Raw genomic sequence first — 18,618 nt, 5'->3', positions numbered from 1 at the left:
GCCGGCGTCACCCACCACGGAGGAGCCCACGCCCGATGAGCACCCTGGCCGATTTCAGCGCCGTCGACATCGACGGCGAGTCCCGTTCGCTGGCCGAGTACGCCGGCAAGCTGGTGCTGATCGTCAACGTGGCCTCGCGTTGCGGATTCACGCCGCAGTACGCCGGGCTCGAGCAGCTGTGGCGCGACTATCGCGATCGCGGCCTGGTCGTGCTCGGCTTCCCGTGCGACCAGTTCGGCCATCAGGAGCCCGGCGACGAGGCGCAGATCCGGCAGTTCTGCTCGACCACCTACGACGTGACGTTCCCGATGTTCGCGAAGATCGACGTCAACGGCGCCGACACCCATCCGCTGTACCGCTGGCTCAAGGCCGAGCAGCCCGGCGTGCTCGGCACGCAGGCGATCAAGTGGAACTTCACGAAGTTCCTGGTCGGCCGCGACGGGCGCGTGCTCGAGCGCTACGCGCCGACCGATGCGCCGGCGTCGATCGGCGAGGACATCGCCGCCCAGCTGGCCTGAGCGGCGCTGCGCTCAGGCCGGATCGGGGCGCCGGCGCACCGGCAGCGGGACGTTGCACAGATCGATCCTGCCGGCCGGCACCTGGTACCAGTCGTCGCGCCGGTTGCGGCGCGACTCGATCAGCGCCTGAAACGTTGCGGTATCGGTGCGCAGCGCTTCCAGCGGCAGGCGCTGGTCCTCGGCGACGTCGGCGGCCAGACGCACGCTGCGGATCGGCAGGCGCTGTTCGGGCTTCTCGTAGAAGCCGAGCGGTCCGGTGCCGCGTGGCAGCGCCGAGAGCAGCTCGATGCCCTCGACGACGCGGCCGACCAGCGCGATGTTGCGGTCGAGCTGGCGCGGCGCCTGGCCGATCACGACGTAGAGCTCGGCGCCGCTGCCCGACTCGGGATCGTTGTCGCGGCCGGCGCCGACCGCGCCGTAGCAGTGCGCGAGCCAGGCCCGGCCCGACGCAGGATCGCGCGCCGCCGCGAAGCCGTCCGAGAAGCCGGCCTCGGGCGCATAGATGTCACCGTCCGGCAGCGCCGTGAACTTGAGTCCCGCCGCCGCGCGCGTGAACTCCGCGGCGATGCGCCGCTGTGCCTTGCCGAGACTGCGCGCCTTGTCGGCGTTTTCGCTGTCCGGATCGCCCCATTGCGTCACGAAGTTGTCCTGCACGCGCAGGATCGCCAGGCCGTCGAAATAGCGCTGCCGGACCAGGCTGCGGATGTTGGCCGCGTGCAGCGGCGCGAACGCCGGCGCCAGCTCGATCACGACGCGTCCGGCGGCCAGATCGAGATAGAGCGTGTTCTCCGGATCGAGCGCGCGCCAGTCGCCGGGTTTGGCCTCGGCCAGCACCTGCTGCATCGTGCGCGCCGGCCGGTCCGGCGGTTCGGCGGCTGCGGCGGGGACGGCGAGAGCGGCGAGCAGGGCCGGAACGAGCATGCGCATGAGGACGATGCCTGAAAGGGAAGAGGACGCCGATTGTGCGCCAGCACGGCGCCCGGCGTCGCGGCCGGCGCGCCGCACCGGCCGGGTGCCGCGGAGATGGCGCGGACGCGGCCCGCGCCGGTGCGGTGCTGCCGCGTCGGTCAGGCATCCGCGGCGCGCGAGCGCGCCGCCTTCGGCTCGGGCACCAGCAGCACGTCGATCGCCGACTGCTCGAGCACGCGCCGGGCGACGCTGCCGATCATGATGTCGTACAGCGCGCTGCGTCCATGCGAGCCGAGCACGGCCAGATCGCTGTCGCTGTCGATCGCGTAGTCGTTGAGCAGATCCTCCGGCGCGCCGAACTCGACGCGCGTGGCGAGCCGCGCGCGCAGCTGCGGCGCCAGCGTCGCGGCGAAGCGCTCGCAGTCCTCGACCGCGACCGCGCGGAAATCCTCGCGCATGGTGCTGCGTTCCATCAGGTTCGCGTACGGCGGATCGTAGGTGTGCAGCAGCGTCAGCACGGCCGCGTCGAACCAGGACGCGGCGGTTTCGAGCGCGCGGCGCGAGGCGTCGGAGAAGTCGCTGGCCGCGACGATGCGCTGATAGTCGCCGTGCACGCGCTTGCGCACGACCAGCAGCGGCACGGCCGTGCGCCGCGCCAGGCGGTCGACCGTATTGCCGAGCGAGAAGCGGCCCAGCGTCTCGTCGCGCGCGAGGCCGGTCACGATCAGCCCGGCGCCGCTCTCGGCGACCGCGTCGAGGATCGCCGACGCCGGCTCGCCGTGCGCGACGCGGGTGCCGGCACGAATGCCGACACCGGCCAGGTCGGCGCGCAGCTGGCGCTGCGCGAGCTCGGCCGGCGTCGCCTTGCGGCGCCACGACGGCAGCGTCTCGGATCGATGCGCGTCCGCCTCGGCCTCGATCACGGTCAGGGCGATCAGCTCGGCGTCCCAGCGCCGGGCCAGCGCGACGGCGCGGTCGAAGGCGCGGTCGCAGCGCGCCGACAGGTCGGTCGCCAGCACGATCGTGCGCGGCGGATTGAGGAAGAGGTCGTCCATCGGTCGCTCCTGGTTGCGGGTGTTCAATCGGCCATGCGGGCCGGGGTCGGGCGCAGCGCGGACTCGAACACACCGAGGCGGCGCAGCACACGTTTCTCGATCTCGAGGATCGCCATCAGCACGATACCGGCGCAGAGCGCGACCAGCCCGTCGCGCAGACCGAGCGGGCGGGTGTCGAACAGCGCCTGCAGCCACGGCGCATACGTGAACGCGAGCTGCGCCAGCACCACCGCGGCCACCGCCAGCAGCACCGCCGGCGTGCCGCGCGCGCCGTGCAGCGTCAGCGAGCTGCCGTGCAGATAGCGTACGTTGAACAGGTAGCCGATCTCCATCACGCAGACCGCGTTGACGACGACGGTGCGCGCGGCGGCGGCGTCCAGACCATGCGCGATCGACCAGGCGTGGACGCCGAGCACGCCGGCCGTGAACAGCACCGAGACCAGCACCAAGCGCCAGAGCATGAACGGCGACAGCAGCGGCGCGCGCGCCGCACGCGGCGGCCTGGTCATCGTGCCGGGCTCGGCCGGCTCGAACGCGAGCACGAGGCCCAGCGTGATCGTCAGGATCAGGTTGATCCACAGGATCTGCACGGCCGTCATCGGCAGCGCCAGGCCGAACGCGATCGCCGCGACGATCGCCAGCGCTTCGCCGCCATTGGTCGGCAGCGTCCAGGCGATGACCTTGCGGATGTTGTCGTAGACCGTGCGGCCTTCGTGGACGGCGGCGACGATCGACGCGAAGTTGTCGTCGGTCAGCACGATCTGCGCGGCCTGGCGCGCCGCCTCGGTGCCCTTGCGGCCCATCGCGATGCCGACGTCGGCCTGCTTCAGCGAGGGCGCATCGTTGACGCCATCGCCGGTCATCGCGACCACCGCGCCGTCGGCCTGCAGCGCCCGCACGACGCGCAGCTTGTGTTCGGGGCTGGTGCGCGCGAATACGCCCGCGCGCAGCGCCTGCCGCCGCAGCGCCGCGTCGTCGAGGCGGTCCAGGTCGGCGCCGGTCAGTACCTCGCCGGCGTCGGCGAGGCCGAGCTGATGCGCGATCGCCGCCGCGGTGACCGCGTGGTCGCCGGTGATCATCTTGACCGCGATGCCGGCCGAGGCGCATTCGGCGACCGCGGCCGCCGCTTCGGCGCGCGGCGGATCGACCAGGCCGGCGATGCCGACGAAGACCAGATCGGCGATCGCATCGGCCGGCAGCGACGCCGGATCCGGCGCCGGCCGGTACGCGAAGCCGAGCACGCGTTCGCCGGCCGCCGCGGCGCGCGCGATGCACGCGTCCCAGTACGCGCGGTCGAGCGGGCCGCTGCCGCCGTCGCTGGCGAGCTGCCGGCCGCTGAGCGCCAGCAGCGCCTCCGGCGCGCCCTTGACCGCGATCCACGGCGCGCCGCCGGCGGCCGCGTGCAGCGTCGCCATGGTGCGGTGCCGTGCATCGAACGGAATCGCGTCGAGCCGCGGCTGCCGCGCGTGTTCGGCCGCCGGCTCCAGCCCGGCCTTGATCGCCGCGGCGATCAGCGCACCCTCCATCGGATCGCCGTCGACCTGCCAGTGCGCATCGCGAACGCCGAGCCGGGCGTCGTTGCAGAGCACGGCGATCTCGAGCAGACGGCGCGCCGCGTCCGGCGCCGCGACCGGCGTCTGCGGCGCCTCGGCGCGATGCAGCGTGCCGACCGGTACGTAGCCGACGCCGTCGAGGAACAGGTCGCCCTCGATGGTCGACAGCCGGCGCACCGTCATCTCGTTGCGCGTCAGCGTGCCGGTCTTGTCGGTGCAGATCACCGAGGTCGCGCCGAGCGTCTCCACCGCCGGCAGACGCCGCACGATCGCGTGGCGCGCCGCCATGCGGCGCACGCCGATCGCCAGCGTGATCGTGATGACCGCCGGCAGGCTCTCGGGAATCACGCCGACCGCGAGCGCGACGACCAGCATCAGCGCGTCGACCGCCTCGTAACCGCGCGCGAACACCGCGAATGCGAACAGCAGTGCCGAGGACAGCGCCGCGATCAGTGCGAAGCGGCGGCCGAAGCGGTCGATCTGGTCGAGCAGCGGCGTGCGCAGCGTTCCGATCGAGCGCAGCAGATCGCCGATCCGGCCCATTTCGGTCGCCTCGCCGGTCGCGACCACGAGCCCGCGGCCCTGTCCGGCCGCGACCAGGGTGCCCGACCAGGCCATCGAGCTGCGCTCGGCGAGCGGCGCGGCGGCCGGCACCGACCGTTCACGCTTGGCGGCGGCGACCGATTCGCCGGTCAGGATCGCCTCGTCGATCAGCAGGCCGCGCGCCCGCAGCAGACGCAGATCGGCCGGCACGCGATCGCCGGCCTCGATCAGCACGACGTCGCCCGGCACCAGGTCGGCGGCATCGACGCGGCGGCGCTCGCCGCCGCGCAGCACGCAGGCGGCCGGCGCGAGCAGCGAGCCGAGCGCGCCGAGCGCCTGTTCGGCGCGGCCTTCCTGGACGAAGCCGACGATCGCGTTGACGAGTACGACGCCGACGATCACCGCGGCATCGACCGCGTGGCCGAGCACGGCGGCGACCGCGGCCGCGATCAGCAGGAAGCCGATCAGCGCATTGGCGAACTGCGCGAGCAGCCGCCGCAGCGGATGCCGGCGCGGCGGAGGCGGCAGCACGTTGCGCCCCACGCGCGACCGGCGCCGCGCCGCCTCGGCGTCGGACAGCCCGCTCGCGCGGTCCGTGGCCGGTGCAGGATCGGCCGGGTCGCGCAAGCGCGCGTCGAGTTCGGCGCGGGCCGCACCGGCGTCGAGCGCGTGCCAGGCGACGTCGGGTGCGACGGCGGCCGGCGCGGCTGCCGCGCCACGGCGGCGCGATGAGGGCAGGGCGAACCAGGACATGCCGGCGATGATCGCGCGCGGCCGGCTCCGCCCGTTGATCGAGGTCAAGCGGCGCCGGCACGCGCAGGCAGGCCCGGCGCCCGGCGCGTTCGCGCGACGCTCAGGCGCTGGCGTCGTCGAGCTCGGTGCGGTCGGCGTCGCTCAGGGCGAGCCGCAGCGCGCCGGCGAGCTCGTCGAGCTGGGCGACGCTGGTCGCACTGGCGATCGGCGCGCTGATGCCGGGGCGCGCGATCAGCCAGGCCAGTGCGACCTGTGCCGGCGTCGCGCGGTGGCGCGCGCCGACCGCATCGAGCGCGGCCAGGATGCGCAGGCCGCGCGCGTCCAGATAGCGGCCCACGCGTGCGCCGCGCGCCGCCGAGCGGCCGAGATCGGCCTCGCTGCGGTACTTGCCGCTCAGAAAGCCGCTGGCCAGCGCGTAGTAGCCGATCACGCCGAGCCCGTGCTCGCGCGCGAGCGGTTCGAGCTCGGCCTCGTAGCCGGCGCGGTCGTAGAGGTTGTACTCGGGCTGCAGCGTCTCGTAGCGCGGCAGGCCATGCCGTGCGCTGATCGCCAGCGCCTCGGCGAGCCGCGGCGCGGTGTAGTTGGACGCCCCGATCGCGCGCACCTTGCCCTGCTCGATCAGCCGCGAGAACGCGCCGAGCGTCTCCTCGAGCGGCACCGAGGGATCGTCGGCGTGGGCCTGATAGAGATCGATGTGGTCGACGCCGAGCCGCTGCAGCGAGGCGTCGGCGGCGGCGCGGATCGTCTCCGGCGCGAGTCCGCGGTGGCGTGCCCACTTGCCGACCTTGGTCGCGATCACGACGCGGTGGCGCGCGCCGCGCCTGCGCAGCCAGTGGCCGATCATCGTCTCCGATTCGCCGCCTTCGTTGCCGGGCGCCCAGGCCGGATACGCGTCGGCGGTGTCGATCAGGTTCAGACCGTGCGCGACGAACGCATCGAGCAGCGCATCGGCGCGGTCCGCCGTGACGCTCCAGCCGAACACGTTGGCGCCGAACGCGAGCGGCGCGACGTCGAGGCCGGAGCGGCCGAGCGGGCGTGCTTCCATTGCGGGTCTCCGGAATCGGGCAAGAGAATCGAGCGGAACGCCGCGTCAGCCTTCCGCGCGCTCGTAGCGGCGGATGAACGCGCGCACCTCGGGATAGACCTTCTCGCGCCAGCGGCGGCCGCTGAAGATGCCGTAGTGTCCGGCGCCGGCGACCTCGATGTGGCGGCGCGCATCCTCCGCGATGCCGGTGCACAGCGCATGCGCGGCCGCGGTCTGGCCGAGGCCGGAGATGTCGTCGAGCTCGCCTTCGATCGTCAGCAGCGCGGTGTCGCGGATCGCCTCGGGGCGCACCGGCTCGCCGTCGACCTTCCAGGTGCCGAGCGGCAGGGCCTGCTCCTTGAACACGATGCGGATCGTGTCGAGGTAGTACTCGGCCGGCATGTCGAGCACGGCGTTGTACTCGTCGTAGAAGCGCCGGTGCGACTCGGCATCGTCGAGGTCGCCGCGCAGCAGGTTCTTGTAGAAGTCCCAGTGCGACATCAGGTGCCGGCTCGGATTCATCGCGACGAAGCCGGCGTGCTGCAGAAAGCCCGGATAGACGCGCCGTCCCGCGCCCGGATAGTTCTCCGGCACGGTGTGGATCACGTGGTTCTGGAACCACGACAGCGGCTGGGTCGTCGCCAGGTCGTTGACCTTGGTCGGGCTCTCGCGCGTGTCGATCGGGCCGCCCATCATCGTCATCGTCGCCGGCGTCGGCTCGCCGGCCGCCGCCATCAGCGCGATCGCGGCCAGCACCGGCACCGTCGGCTGGCAGACCGAGATCACGTGCAGCTTCTCGGCGCCGATGTGGCGGATGAACGTGCGGATGTAGTCGACGTAGTCGTCGAGGCCGAACTCACCCTGATCGACCGGCACCATGCGCGCGTCGATCCAGTCGGTGATGTAGACCTTGTGGTCCTGCAGCAGGGTGCGTACGGTGTCGCGCAGCAGCGTGGCGTGATGGCCCGACAGCGGCGCGACCACCAGCACGCTCGGCTCCTTCTTGAGGGTCGCCAGGTGGTCGGGGTCGTCGCTGAAGCGCTTGAAGCGGACCAGGTTGCAGAACGGCAGGGGCAGGGCGACCTGCTCGGAAATCGGCGTCTCGTGACCGCCGGCGGTCACCGCCGGAATGCGGAACTCGGGTTTCTCGTATTCCTTGCCGAGCCGGTACAGCAGTTCCCAGCCGGCGGCCATGCGCTGGGCGCCGGGCAGGCTCGACAGCCAGCTGTCCTGGCCCGAGAGCATGCGCGCGTTGGCGTCGGACAACGCCACCAGCGGACGCAGCAGCGAGCGCTGCAGTTCGTGGATCTGGTACAGCATCGGGCCTGGCCTCCACGGGGTATCCGGTGATTTTACCGCATCGCAGCAATCGGGGTCCGATCGGCCGCGTTCGACGATCGTCGTAGCCGTCGCCGCGATTTCTTAACCGTGCCATGACGAGAACCCAATGAGCGACAAGCGCTACGACCAAGCCTACTTCGACCGCTGGTATCGCGATTCGGCCCGGCGCGTGCGCGCGCCGGCCAGCGTCGCGCGCACCGTCGCGATGGTCGTCGCGACGGCCGAGTACTACCTCGGGCATCGGCTGCGCAACGTGCTCGACGTCGGCTGCGGCGAGGGCGCGTGGCGCGCGCCGCTGCGCCGGCTGCGGCCGGAGCTGGACTATCTCGGGCTCGATCCGAGCGAGTACGCGGTCGCGCGCTACGGGCGCGCGCGCAACCTGCGGCTGGCGCGCTTCGGCCAGCTCGAACAGCTGCGCTTCGATCGGCGCTTCGATCTGATCGTCTGCTCCGACGTGCTGCACTACGTGCCCGCGGGCGAGCTCAGGCGCGGCCTGTCGGGCTTCGCCGACCTGCTCGAAGGCATCGCCTTCGTCGAGGTGTTCACGGCCGCCGACGATCCGGACGGCGATACCGACGGCTTCATCGCGCGGCGGCCGGACTGGTATCGGCGCGCGTTCGCCGACGCCGGCCTGATGGCCTGCGGCTCGCATTGTTACCTCGGTCCGCGCCTGCTGCGCACGGTGGCCGCGCTGGAGCTGGCCGCGCCGTCAGCGCGCCGCTGAGCGGTGCCAGCACCAGTGCCAGGGCTCGTAGGCGATGCCGTGCCGATTGCCGCGCGGATAGGACAGACGGAATCCGTAGCGCGCCGCATGGCGCTGCAGCCAGGCGAACGCCGGCGAACGCTCGAAGTCTTCCTCGAGTGCCGCGTAGCCGGGTGTGGTCAGGTCGAGCACGCGGCCCGAATGGTGCTCGCTGTAGCCCGGTGCCGCGCTGACCTCGAGGATCCGCTCGATCGTCTGGCCGCCCTCGAGCTTGCGGCACAGGATGCCGAGCTGGTACTCGGCCGAGCGGAACGCCGAGACCACCTGCAGCACGATGCCGTCGGCTGCCGCCGCGGCGGCCATGCGCCGCCAGGCGCGCGCGGCCGGCGCTGCCAGCCATTGCGGCCGGTCGTGCACGTCGCGGCCGATGTACTGCAGCGCCTCGGGCTCGCGGACGATCCGCAGCGCGCGGCGCCGGCCGTAGTCGTCCGGCACGCCGAGCCGGCGCGCCTCGCGTACGATCGCACGCCGGGCGGCGGCATCGCAGCGGGGCGGCGGGACGGGCAGGGCGTCGCTCATCGCGCGAGCTTAGCAGGCGGCCCGGCGCGGTCGTGACCGGCCAGGGCGCGGCGGCCGCAGGCGTGGCCGGTCGCGCGGCCTTGTGTCGCGCGCCGCGGCGGACGGGCTCGATCACTCGGGCGGGACGAGCCGCTGACGATCGGTCCGGCCACCGCGGCAAACGGGACACCCGGCCGTGCTTCGGCGCCGCCGCCGTGCGGCCTGCCGGCTCCCGGCTCAGCCCTCGCCGGCGAGCCGCTCGGCGAGCGTCGCGTCGCCGCCGAGCGCCTGGTAGATCAGCACCTGGTTGTCGAGCCGCGCCAGCCGATTTTCGGCCAGCGCGATCTCGGCGGCGCGGCGGCGCTCCTGCGCGTCGAGCCAGGCGCGCAGCGCGACCGCACCGGCCTTGTAGCGCACCTCGTAGAGCCGCTCGGATTTCAGCGCGGCGACCAGCGATTCCTCGAGCAGACGCGCGCGCTCGGCCTGGGTCAGGCGCGCGGCCAGGACGTTGTCGACGTCGGCCAGCGCCTGGTACAGGGTCTGGCGGAAGCCGACCACGGCTTCGGCGTACTGCGACTCGGACACCTGCGTGTCCAGGCGCATCTGGTTGAACTGCAGGAACGGCAGCGCCAGTCCGGCACCGAGCGAGCCGACCGGGTTGGCGAGCACGTCGCCGAGCGACACGCTCGAACCGCCGGCGCTGCCGGTCAGCGTCAGGCGCGGGTAATAGCTGGCGCGCGTCGCATCGGCATTGGCCAGGCTCGCGCGCAGACGCAGCTCCGCCGCGCGCAGATCGGGCCGGCGCGCCAGCAGCTCGGCCGGCAGCCCGGCATCGATCGCCGGCAGTTCGCCGTCCGGCAGCGTCTGCGGATCGACGTCGATCGCGCCGGGCGGGCGATCGAACAGGATCGCCCAGGCGTTGCGCGTCTCGAAGCGCTGCTGCTGCAGGCTGGCATGGCTGGCCTCCTGGCTGGCCAGGCTCTGCTCGGCGTCGCTGACCTCCAGCGCCGATACCGCGCCGGCGCGGTACTGCACGCGCACGAAATCCAGCGTGCGTCGTGCCAGCTCGATGCTCATGCGGCTGGCCGCCAGGCGCTGGTTGAGGTAGGCCAGTTCCCAGTAGAGGCGTGCGGTGGTGCCGACCAGCGCGATCGCGGCCGCCTCGCGGTCCTGCGCGGTCGCCAGCGCCTCCCAGACCGCGGCGTCGCGCTGGCTGCCGAGCCGTCCCCACAGATCGGCCTCGTAGCTGACCGACAGCGATGCCGAATGCGAGCGCGAGGACGGCCCGCCGTGATCGAGGCTCTGGCTGACGCCGCTGCTGACGCCGGCGCTGACCGCCGGCACGAACTGGTTGCGCGCCAGATCGGCCTGCAGCTGCGCGCGGCGCACGCGGATCGTCGCGGCAGCCAGATCGTTGTTGCGCGCGAGCACCGTGTCGATCGCCGCATCGAGCGTGGCGTCGCCGAAGCGGCGCCACCAGGCGTCGGCCGCGACCGTGCCGTCCGGTGCAGCCTGCCAGGCCGCCGGCAGCGCGACGTCGGGGCGCACGTACGGCGTGCGCACGGCCGGGCCGCAAGCGCCCAGCGTGCCGATCGCCAGCGCCAGCAGTGCGTGCCGCGCGGCCGGTCCGCTGCGCCATGAAGTCCGAATCGAGGGCATGCGCAGTTCTCCTTCAGTCACGCGCCAGCGCGTCGACCGGATCCAGGCGGGCGGCGTTGCGCGCCGGCAGGAAGCCGAACACGACGCCGATCAGGGTCGAGCACGCGAACGCGACGACCATCGACGCCGGCGAATAGACCATGCGGAAGCTGCCGCCGACCTGCGCGAACAACGCGCCGATGCCGATCGCCAGCAGCACGCCGAGCAGGCCGCCGAGCAGGCAGACCAGAACGGCCTCGATCAGGAACTGCTGCAGGATGTCACCCTGGCGCGCGCCGACCGCCATGCGCACGCCGATCTCGCGGGTGCGCTCGGTCACCGACACCAGCATGATGTTCATGACGCCGATGCCGCCGACGATCAGCGAGATCAGCGCGATCGAGGACACCAGCAGGGTCATCGTCTGCGTGGTCTGCTCGATCGTCTGGCGCACCGAGTCGATGTTCGACACGTAGAAGTCCTGGCTGCCGTGGCGCTGCGTCAGCAGGCCGGTGATGCCGGCCTCGGCGGCGTCCATCGCGACCGCATCGTCGACGCGCACGGTGATGCTGCGCAGGTAGTTCTGGCCGAGCAGGCGGTACATCGCGGTCGTGTACGGCACGAACACGTTGAGGTTCTCGTTGCTGCCGAACGCCGAGTCCTTCCTCGCGGTCACGCCGATGATGCGGCTGGGCATGTTGTTGAGCAGGATGACCTGGCCGATCGGGTCGGTGCCGGCCGCCTCGGCACCCTCGCCGAACAGCTTGCGGTAGGTGTTGTCGTCGATCACGACGTCCTGCGACTGCCTGCGCACGCTGTCCTGGTCGAACGCGACGCCGGCGGCGATCTCGAAGCCGCGCACGCGGAAATACTGGTCGCCGACGCCGTTGATCGAGGCGTTGACCGACACGTTGCGGTAGCGCAGCGTCGCGCTGCTCTGCACGGCCGGCGTCACGCTGTCGACGTAGTCCTGCTGCGCCAGCGCGTCGGCGTCGGCCGGCACCAGGGTGCGCACGCGCCCGGAGCGCATGTCGCCGAAGCCGCTGCCCGGATAGATGTCGATGACGTTGGTGCCGATCGCGCTGATGTTGTCGAGGATCTGCTTCTGCGAGCCGGCGCCGAGTGCGACCACCGAGACCACCGAGGCGATGCCGATGATGATGCCGAGCATCGTCAGGAACGTGCGCAGGCGGTGCGCGTTCATCGCCAGCAGCGCCATCCGGAACGCCTCGCGCGAACGGTCCAGGCGCGCCCGCCACGACTCGCGTGCCGGCACGCGCGCGATCGGCGCGGCGGCCGGCGCGTCGCCGCGGCGGCGGTCGGCGACGATGCGTCCGTCGCTGATCTCGATCACGCGCCAGGCGTGCTCGGCGACGTGCATGTCGTGCGTGACCAGCACGATCGTGTGGCCTTCGGCGTGCAGCGCCTGCAGCAGGCGCAGCATCTCCTCGCCGCTGCGGCTGTCGAGCGCGCCGGTCGGCTCGTCGGCGAGGATCACTTCGCCGCCGTTCATCAGCGCGCGCGCGATCGACACCCGCTGCTGCTGGCCGCCCGAAAGCTGGCCGGGCTTGTGGTCGAGACGTTCGGACAGGCCGAGCCGGCCGAGCAGGTCGGCGGCGCGCGCGCGCCGCGCGGCCGGATCCTTGCCGGCGTAGATCGCCGGCGTCTCGACGTTGCCGAGCGCAGTCAGGTCGGCCAGCAGGTGATAGCGCTGGAACACGAAGCCGAAATGCTCGCGGCGCAGCTCGGCCAGCTCGTCGGGCGCGAGGCGGCCGGTCTCGCGACCGGCGACGCGATAGCGGCCGGCGCTGGGCCGGTCGAGGCAGCCCAGGATGTTCATCAGCGTGGACTTGCCCGATCCGGAGGCGCCGACGATCGCGACGAACTCGCCGGCCTCGATCGTCAGGTCGACGTCGCGCAGGACCACCAGCGTCTGGTCGCCGGCCGGGTACTCGCGACGGACCTGGCGCAGTTCGAGCAGCGGGACAGCCACGCTCAAAATCCCGGCGGCGGGCGCATGCCCATGTTGCGGCGGTTCGGATTGACCGTGGCGGCGCTGCCGGACTGGCCGAGCACGACCTGGTCGCCTTCGGAGAGGCCTTCGAGGATCTCGGCCTGGATGTTGTTGTTGAGGCCGACCCGGACCGGCTTCTCGACGACCTCGCCGTCGGCGCCGAGCACGCGCACGAAGCGCGGCGCGGCCGGCCGTTCGCCGCCCGCCTCGGCGCCGCGCGCCGTCGCTGCGGACGCCGCCGCGCCACTCGGTGCGGTGTTCGATGCGCCCGTGCCGGCGGCGCCGGCCGCCGCGCCGGCAGTGCGTCGCGGCGGACCGCCGGCGCGGCTGCCGGCGACGATCGCCGAGGACGGCACCAGCAGCGCGTCGCGTGCCTCGCCGAGCACGATGTTGACGGTCGCGGTCATCGAGATGCGCAGCTTGCCGTCGGGATTGGGCACGTCGAACAGGCCGTTGTAGTAGATCGCGGTCGAGGAGGTGCTGCTCGCGTTGTTCGACGTGGTCTCGCTGGCGATCGACTCGGGCGCCGGCTCCACCGCGCGCAGCTGCGCGTAGTAGCGCCGGTCCGGCTCGCCGAGGATCGTGAACCAGACCTTCTGGTTCGGTGCCACCTTGACGACGTCGGCCTCGGAGATCTGCGCCTTGATCGTCAGCGTCGACAGTTCCGCCAGCTTGACGATCGTCGGCGCGGACTGGTTCGCGTTGACGGTCTGGCCCTCCTTGGTCACGACCGCGACCACGGTGCCGTCGATCGGCGCCAGGATCTTGGTGTAGCCGAGATTGAGCTTGGCGGTGTCGACCTGGATCGAGCCTTGTTCGATCTGCGCGTCGAGCGCGCTGATGTCGGCGCGCGTCGAGGCCAGGCTGGCCTCGGCGGCCTCGTACTCGGCGCGCGAGGTGGCATCGGCGCTCATCATCTCCTGCTGACGCTTGAAGGTCAGCTCGGCCTGCTTGAGCGCGGCGACGCGCGCGCTGCGCTGCGCACGCAGCGTCGCCAGTCCGGCCTCGGCGTTGCGCAGCGCGTTCTGCTGCGGCAGCGAGTCGATCTCGGCGATCAGCTGGCCCTGCTCGACGGCGTCGCCGAGCTCGACCTTCAGCGAGACCACGCGTCCGGAGACCTGGGCGCCGACGCTGACGAGGTTGCGTGCCTCGAGCGTGCCGGTCGCGATCACGGTCTGTTCGATGTCGCCGCGCGTGACCGCGGCGGTCACGTAGCGCGGTGCGGCCGGTGCCGGGAACAGCCAGGCCTTGAGCAGGAGGCCCGCCGCGATCAGGACGACGGCGGCGAGGGCGTAGCGGATCGGACGCGAGGGAGTTCTGGGCATGGACGAGGCACGGTGGCGCGACGGCGTGCAGTGTGCCGGGAAGCCTCGTCAGCAGGAGCGGCGCGATTGCAAGGGAAATGCAAAGACCCCGGCCATCGCGCAGGCATCATCGAGCGCCGGGCGTCTGCGCGATCCAGCCGGCGATGTCGGCGATCACCGCGTCGGCGACATGGCCGGCCTTCGCGTAGTCGGCCGGGCCGGGCCGATCGCCGGCCGGCATCAGCAGATGGCTCAAGCCCGGATAGCCGATCAGGCGCACGCGCGGATCGTCGCCGAAGGCCTCGCGCCAGCGCGCGAAATCGTCCTCAGGCGTGACCTGATAATCGGCTTCGCCCTGCACGATCAGCAGCGGCCGGCCGATCCGGCGCGCGGCCGCGATCGCATCGTAACCATCGAGATCGAGCCAGTAGCGGCGCGGCAGGCCGAGCATCAGCGGTGTGCCGTCGTCCGGCGTGCCGGCGAGCTGCCGGATCCGGTCGCGCTGGCGCTCGAGCTCGGCCAGTGCGGCCTCGGTCTCGGCATCCGGCGTGCCGTTCAATTGCGCCAGATAGCGGCTCTGGCGCACGACCGCGTCCTCCAGGCGCGTCGCCGGCGCGGCCAGCAGCACCAGGCCGGCGATCTGCGGATCGCGCTCGGCGATGCGCGGCGCCAGCATCGCGCCGAGGCTGTGGCCGACGATGAAGATCCGCGCCGGATCGACCTCGGGCCGCGTGCGCAGCAGCGCGACCGCGGCCAGCGCATCGGCGAGGACTTCTTCCTCGACCGTGAAATCGCCGCCGGCGAAGCGCTGCGGTGCGGCCTTCGTGCGCTTGTCGTAGCGCAGCACGGCAATGCCGCGTTCGGCCAGGCCGTGCGCCAGATCGCGGAACGGCTTGTTCGGTCCGATCGTCTCGTCGCGATCGTGCGGACCGGAGCCGTGCACGAGCACGACGCCCGGCACGCGGGCTGCGCCGGTCGGCAGCGTCAGCAGGCCCGGCAGGTCGCCGTCGGGACTGCCGACCGCGATCGCGGTCTCGGCATAGCGCTCGGTGCTGACCGGCGCCGCGGGCGTGGTCGGCGTCTGCGCGGGCACCAGGCGGAAGCCGTCGATCAGGCCGTCGGCGTCGAACCCGATGCGCGCGTCCAGCGCGGTCAGGCCGAACTGCAGGCTCGCGGTCAGAATCGGATGGCCGTCGATCGCCTCGCCGCGGACCGGTCCGCGCGCCTGGCGCGCGCCGAGCTGCTGCGGCAGCGTCTCCCAGACCTTCTGCAGCTTGCCGCCGGCCAGCGCTTCGCGCAGCCGCGGCGAGCCCATCGCCAGTGCCTCGTCGTAGCGGCCGGCATCGAGCAGGTCGAGAAAAGCCTCGGCGCGCCGTGCCTGCGCCGGGTCGGCCGCCGCGGGCGTCGCCGCCGGCGGCAGCAGGTGGCGGACCAGTGCGATGCCGCCGCCGACGAGGAGCGCGGTCGCGAGCAGCCCGATCAACCAGGGCGATCGTCTCATCATGATCATGGCAGTACTCCCGATGGCGCTCAGCGAGGGCGCTTGAAGAACAGCAGCAGCGGCGTCGCCGGCGAACTGTGCACGGCGTTGACGAGCTCCCAGCCGCCCTGGCCCTCGCGGCGCAGGACATCGCCGAGGTCGGCGAGGAAGCTGCCGCGGAACAGCTTGGGCTTGACCTCGATGACCTTGTGTTCGAAGGAATGGATCGTGCTCATCGTCGAATGTCTCGTCAGGTGTCGTCGGAAGGATCGACGACCGGCTTGGGGCGGTCGGCGGCCTTGAGCCGGCCGGATCTGCGCAAGGCCTCGCGCAGCACGTACTCGATCTGCGCATTGAGGCTGCGCAGTTCGTCGTCGGACCAGCGCTGCATCGCCTCCAGCACGGTCGCGCTGATGCGCAGCGGATAGGCCTTCTTGTCGGTCACGGCGCGCCGGCTCAGCCGTACAGGGTGCCGGCATTGACGACGGGCTGGGTCGAGCGGTCGCCGCACAGCACGACCAGCAGATTGCTTACCATGCTCGCCTTGCGCTCGTTGTCGAGCTCGACGACGCCGCGCTGACTGAGCTGCTCGAGCGCCATCTCGACCATGCTGACCGCGCCCTCGACGATGCGCTCGCGCGCGGCGACGATCGCGCCGGCCTGCTGGCGCTGCAGCATCGCCTGCGCGATCTCCTGCGCATAGGCCAGGTGGCTGATGCGCGCCTCGATGACGCTGACGCCGGCCTGGGCCAGGCGCTCCTGGATCTCCTCGCGCAGATGCACGTTGACCTTGCTGCCGTCGCCGCGCAGCGAGATCGTCTTGTCGTCGTGCGCGTCGTACGGATAGCTCGAGGCCATCTGGCGCAGCGCCGCCTCGGCCTGGATCTGCACGAAATTCTCGTAGTCGTCGACCATGAAGACCGCCTCGGCGGTGTCGACGACCTGCCAGACCACGATCGCGCCGATCTCGATCGGATTGCCGTCGTTGTCGTTGACCTTGAGCTTGCCCGACTCGAAGTTGCGCACGCGCAGCGAGACGCTGTGGCGCGAGTAGAACGGATTGGTCCAGCGCAGGCCGGCGGTGCGCGCGGTGCCGGTGTAGCGCCCGAACAGCTGCATGACGACGCCGAGATTCGGCTGCACCTGGAAGAAGCCCTTGGTCAGGAACGCCAGCACCGCCATCACCAGCACCGGCGCGATCAGCGCGACCGGCTGCGAGGTCACCGACGTGGTGTGCTTGATCCACAAGGCCGTGGCGGCCATCGCCGCGAGCAGGACCAGCAGGACCGGGATTCCGGGAAGGGACACGGCATTGCGTTCGTTCATGGCGGCGCTCCGGTTGGGTGGCGATAAGATATCAAAATGATATCTAAGTGCAAGAGGGCGCCGCGGCCGTTCCGCAGCGCTCGACGCGGCCGCGGCCGGGAGGCGGCGGCGCCACGGCGCCACGCCGGCGAGCGCGGCTGGGGAAGGGGCGCGAGGGGGCTGACGCGTGCGGTGCCGCCGCGGGGCCGCGCGCCGGCAGGCGGCCGGCTCGCGCGAAGGCGCCGTCAGCGCGGGGCGGCCGGCTCGATGCGTTCGAGCCGCAGATTGCCGAGCGTGCCGATGCCGGCATAGAACCGCCACGGGTCGCCGTCGCCGATCGACAGCGCCAGATGGCCGGCATCGAAGCCGTTCAGCGCGGCGTCGTAGCTGCGCCAGCGGTCGCCGGTCCAGGCCTGCACCCAGGCGTGCGGCACGAACGCGTCGCGGCTGCCGGCGAAGCCCGGCGCATAGGCCAGGCCGGTCACGACGCGCGCCGGGATGCCGAGCGCGCGCGCCAGCGCCGCCAGCAGCACCGCGTGCTCGGTGCAGTCGCCGCGCGGATCGCGCGCGACGTCGAGCGCCGAGGCGTAGCCGACGTCGAGGTTCTTGGTCGCGATGTAGCCACGCACGAAGACCTCCAGCGCCTGCATGCGCGCGGCCGCGCCGTCGGCTTCGCCGGCACCGCGCCGGGCCAGCGCGACGATGTCCGGTGCCGTGCTCTGCAGCCAGTCGGTCGCCGCGCTGTCGGCGGCGGTCGGCCGATCCTGCGTCGAGATGCGCGCATCGCGTGCGACGACGACCTCCACCGCACCGCCGCGCCGCATCACCTGCTGTTCGGTGGTCTGCGGCAGCACCAGCGCATCGGCGCTGCCGCTGCGCGGCTCGAGCGTGTAGCGCAGCGTACCGGCGAGCTCGGCGCCGGCGAGCGGCCGCGGCGAGCGCATCAGCAGCCGCGAGAAGATGTCGGAGCCCTGGTTGGGCGCGCTTGCGCAGGTGCGGTCGCAGGCGAGCAGGGTCAGTTCGGTGCCGAACACCGGCATCACCAGCTTCCATGCGGTCAGCTCGTCGTCGACCCAGGCCTGGGTGGTGATCGGCGCGCCCGGGAAGTCCAGCATCTGCTCGAGCCGGACCAGATCGCGCGGACCGTCCGGCAGATCGACCGTCTCGCGCGCGCCGACGACGGTCACGATATCGACCGCGTCCAGCGTCATGTCCTGGAACGCGCGCGTGGTGTAGCGCGTGCCGGGTGCCAGCCCGGCCTTCAGTCCGGCCAGGCGCAGGCCCTCGGGCAGCAGGGCGCCGGCCGGCCAGGCCTGCTCGCGCGTGCTCTCGGCATGACCGTCGTGCAGCGTCGCGCGCAGTGTCGTGCCGCTCAGCGTGCCGGCGATCCGCGAGGCATTGCCGGACAGACGGCTGCTGCCGGCGAACGACAGCGGCGTGCCGTCGAGGCGTTCGGTCGCCTCCGAGCGGCTCGACATCTCGACCGCGCTGCCGGCGCGCTCGAGCGTCAGCGACAGCTGCTGCATCGAACGCACGATGCCGCCGTCCACCTCGCGCGTCGCCTCCATGCGGCCGATCTTGCGGCCGTCGAGCAGGGCGGTGAACCACTGTTCGCGCGGCGGTTCGGCGTGGACGCTCGGCGTCAGCAGGCACAGGAGGGCGATCAGGAGGAGGCGCATGGCGTGACCGGTCGGCTGCATACCGGCGGCATTGTGCCGGAACGATCGCGCAGGGGCTCTCGCCGCGGAGACCCGGATGGTTTCGCGATTGCATGAAACGGCACGGGCCGTCGCTCTGCGCTGCCCGGCCGCCGCCGTCGTGTCGCGCCCGGCGCGGCGGGCCTGCGGACGAATCCAATGCATCGCGTATACGCCGATCGACCGGCGGACAGACGCCCGTCTCGCGACATCCTGCTAGAGT

The 18,618-nt window shown here is 72.2% G+C and carries 16 protein-coding genes; 2 read left to right on the top strand and 14 right to left on the bottom strand.

All coding sequences use genetic code 11. The features are described 5' to 3' along the window. The first annotated feature begins 35 nt into the window (after positions 1 to 35). Entirely contained in the window at positions 36 to 518 is a 483-nt protein-coding gene (locus tag VMR06_RS01675) for a glutathione peroxidase (RefSeq protein ID WP_325372324.1), read from the top strand. Positions 519 to 530: 12 nt separating this feature from the next. Here the strand turns inward: VMR06_RS01675 and VMR06_RS01670 are convergent, their stop codons facing one another. The 5 genes from VMR06_RS01670 to VMR06_RS01650 form a co-directional block, all read right to left on the bottom strand. Further along, positions 531 to 1,445, bottom strand: a complete 915-nt coding sequence (locus VMR06_RS01670; protein WP_325372322.1) for a peptidylprolyl isomerase — start codon at positions 1,443 to 1,445, stop codon at positions 531 to 533. Positions 1,446 to 1,585: 140 nt separating this feature from the next. Further along, positions 1,586 to 2,482, bottom strand: a complete 897-nt coding sequence (locus VMR06_RS01665; protein WP_325372320.1) for a universal stress protein — start codon at positions 2,480 to 2,482, stop codon at positions 1,586 to 1,588. Positions 2,483 to 2,505: 23 nt separating this feature from the next. Continuing rightward, entirely contained in the window at positions 2,506 to 5,331 is a 2,826-nt protein-coding gene (locus VMR06_RS01660) for an HAD-IC family P-type ATPase (protein ID WP_325372318.1), read from the bottom strand. Between the two features lie 100 nt (positions 5,332 to 5,431). Beyond that, on the bottom strand, positions 5,432 to 6,376 hold the full coding sequence (locus tag VMR06_RS01655; protein WP_325372316.1) for an aldo/keto reductase: 945 nt from the start codon (positions 6,374 to 6,376) through the stop codon (positions 5,432 to 5,434). 45 nt (positions 6,377 to 6,421) lie between these two features. Then, complete coding sequence (locus VMR06_RS01650; protein ID WP_325372313.1) at positions 6,422 to 7,675, bottom strand: polyhydroxyalkanoate depolymerase; 1,254 nt, start codon at positions 7,673 to 7,675, stop codon at positions 6,422 to 6,424. Between the two features lie 127 nt (positions 7,676 to 7,802). Here VMR06_RS01650 and VMR06_RS01645 point away from each other — a divergent pair, with 127 nt between their 5' ends. Further along, on the top strand, positions 7,803 to 8,420 hold the full coding sequence (locus VMR06_RS01645) for a class I SAM-dependent methyltransferase (RefSeq protein WP_325372311.1): 618 nt from the start codon (positions 7,803 to 7,805) through the stop codon (positions 8,418 to 8,420). On the opposite strand, the gene VMR06_RS01640 is transcribed toward VMR06_RS01645, so the two are convergent. The 9 genes from VMR06_RS01640 to VMR06_RS01600 form a co-directional block, all read right to left on the bottom strand. Continuing rightward, on the bottom strand, positions 8,406 to 8,978 hold the full coding sequence (locus tag VMR06_RS01640) for a M15 family metallopeptidase (protein ID WP_414648040.1): 573 nt from the start codon (positions 8,976 to 8,978) through the stop codon (positions 8,406 to 8,408). The two genes, VMR06_RS01645 and VMR06_RS01640, sit on opposite strands and share 15 nt — an antisense overlap. A gap of 216 nt (positions 8,979 to 9,194) precedes the next feature. Next, a complete protein-coding gene (locus VMR06_RS01635; RefSeq protein WP_325372309.1) occupies positions 9,195 to 10,616 on the bottom strand; it encodes an efflux transporter outer membrane subunit in 1,422 nt (473 codons plus the stop codon). A 13-nt stretch (positions 10,617 to 10,629) separates the two neighbouring features. Next, complete coding sequence (locus VMR06_RS01630; protein WP_325372307.1) at positions 10,630 to 12,594, bottom strand: MacB family efflux pump subunit; 1,965 nt, start codon at positions 12,592 to 12,594, stop codon at positions 10,630 to 10,632. Next, positions 12,591 to 13,934 (bottom strand): efflux RND transporter periplasmic adaptor subunit, encoded by a 1,344-nt coding sequence (locus tag VMR06_RS01625; RefSeq protein WP_325372305.1) that lies wholly within the window; start codon positions 13,932 to 13,934, stop codon positions 12,591 to 12,593. Before VMR06_RS01625 ends, VMR06_RS01630 begins: the two co-directional genes overlap by 4 nt. A 106-nt stretch (positions 13,935 to 14,040) precedes the next feature. Continuing rightward, the gene (locus VMR06_RS01620; RefSeq protein ID WP_325372303.1) at positions 14,041 to 15,414 is read right to left on the bottom strand and encodes an alpha/beta hydrolase; all 1,374 of its coding nucleotides are present in this window, start codon (positions 15,412 to 15,414) and stop codon (positions 14,041 to 14,043) included. A 29-nt stretch (positions 15,415 to 15,443) separates the two neighbouring features. Continuing rightward, entirely contained in the window at positions 15,444 to 15,629 is a 186-nt protein-coding gene (locus VMR06_RS01615; protein ID WP_325372301.1) for a hypothetical protein, read from the bottom strand. 14 nt (positions 15,630 to 15,643) lie between these two features. Further along, positions 15,644 to 15,838, bottom strand: coding sequence for an Arc family DNA binding domain-containing protein (locus tag VMR06_RS01610; protein ID WP_325372299.1), 195 nt, complete (start codon positions 15,836 to 15,838; stop codon positions 15,644 to 15,646). An 11-nt stretch (positions 15,839 to 15,849) separates the two neighbouring features. Then, positions 15,850 to 16,719 carry an SPFH domain-containing protein gene (locus VMR06_RS01605; RefSeq protein ID WP_325372297.1) on the bottom strand — a complete coding sequence of 290 codons (870 nt, stop codon included), beginning with the start codon at positions 16,717 to 16,719 and terminating at the stop codon, positions 15,850 to 15,852. Between the two features lie 224 nt (positions 16,720 to 16,943). Next, positions 16,944 to 18,377, bottom strand: coding sequence for a transglutaminase-like domain-containing protein (locus VMR06_RS01600; protein ID WP_325372295.1), 1,434 nt, complete (start codon positions 18,375 to 18,377; stop codon positions 16,944 to 16,946). Positions 18,378 to 18,618: the final 241 nt, after the last annotated feature.

The organism is Dokdonella sp., assembly GCF_035511235.1.
Lineage (GTDB): Bacteria > Pseudomonadota > Gammaproteobacteria > Xanthomonadales > Rhodanobacteraceae > Dokdonella.
Note: the sequence above shows the minus strand (reverse complement) of the source record. Positions and strands in the feature narration are given on the sequence as shown.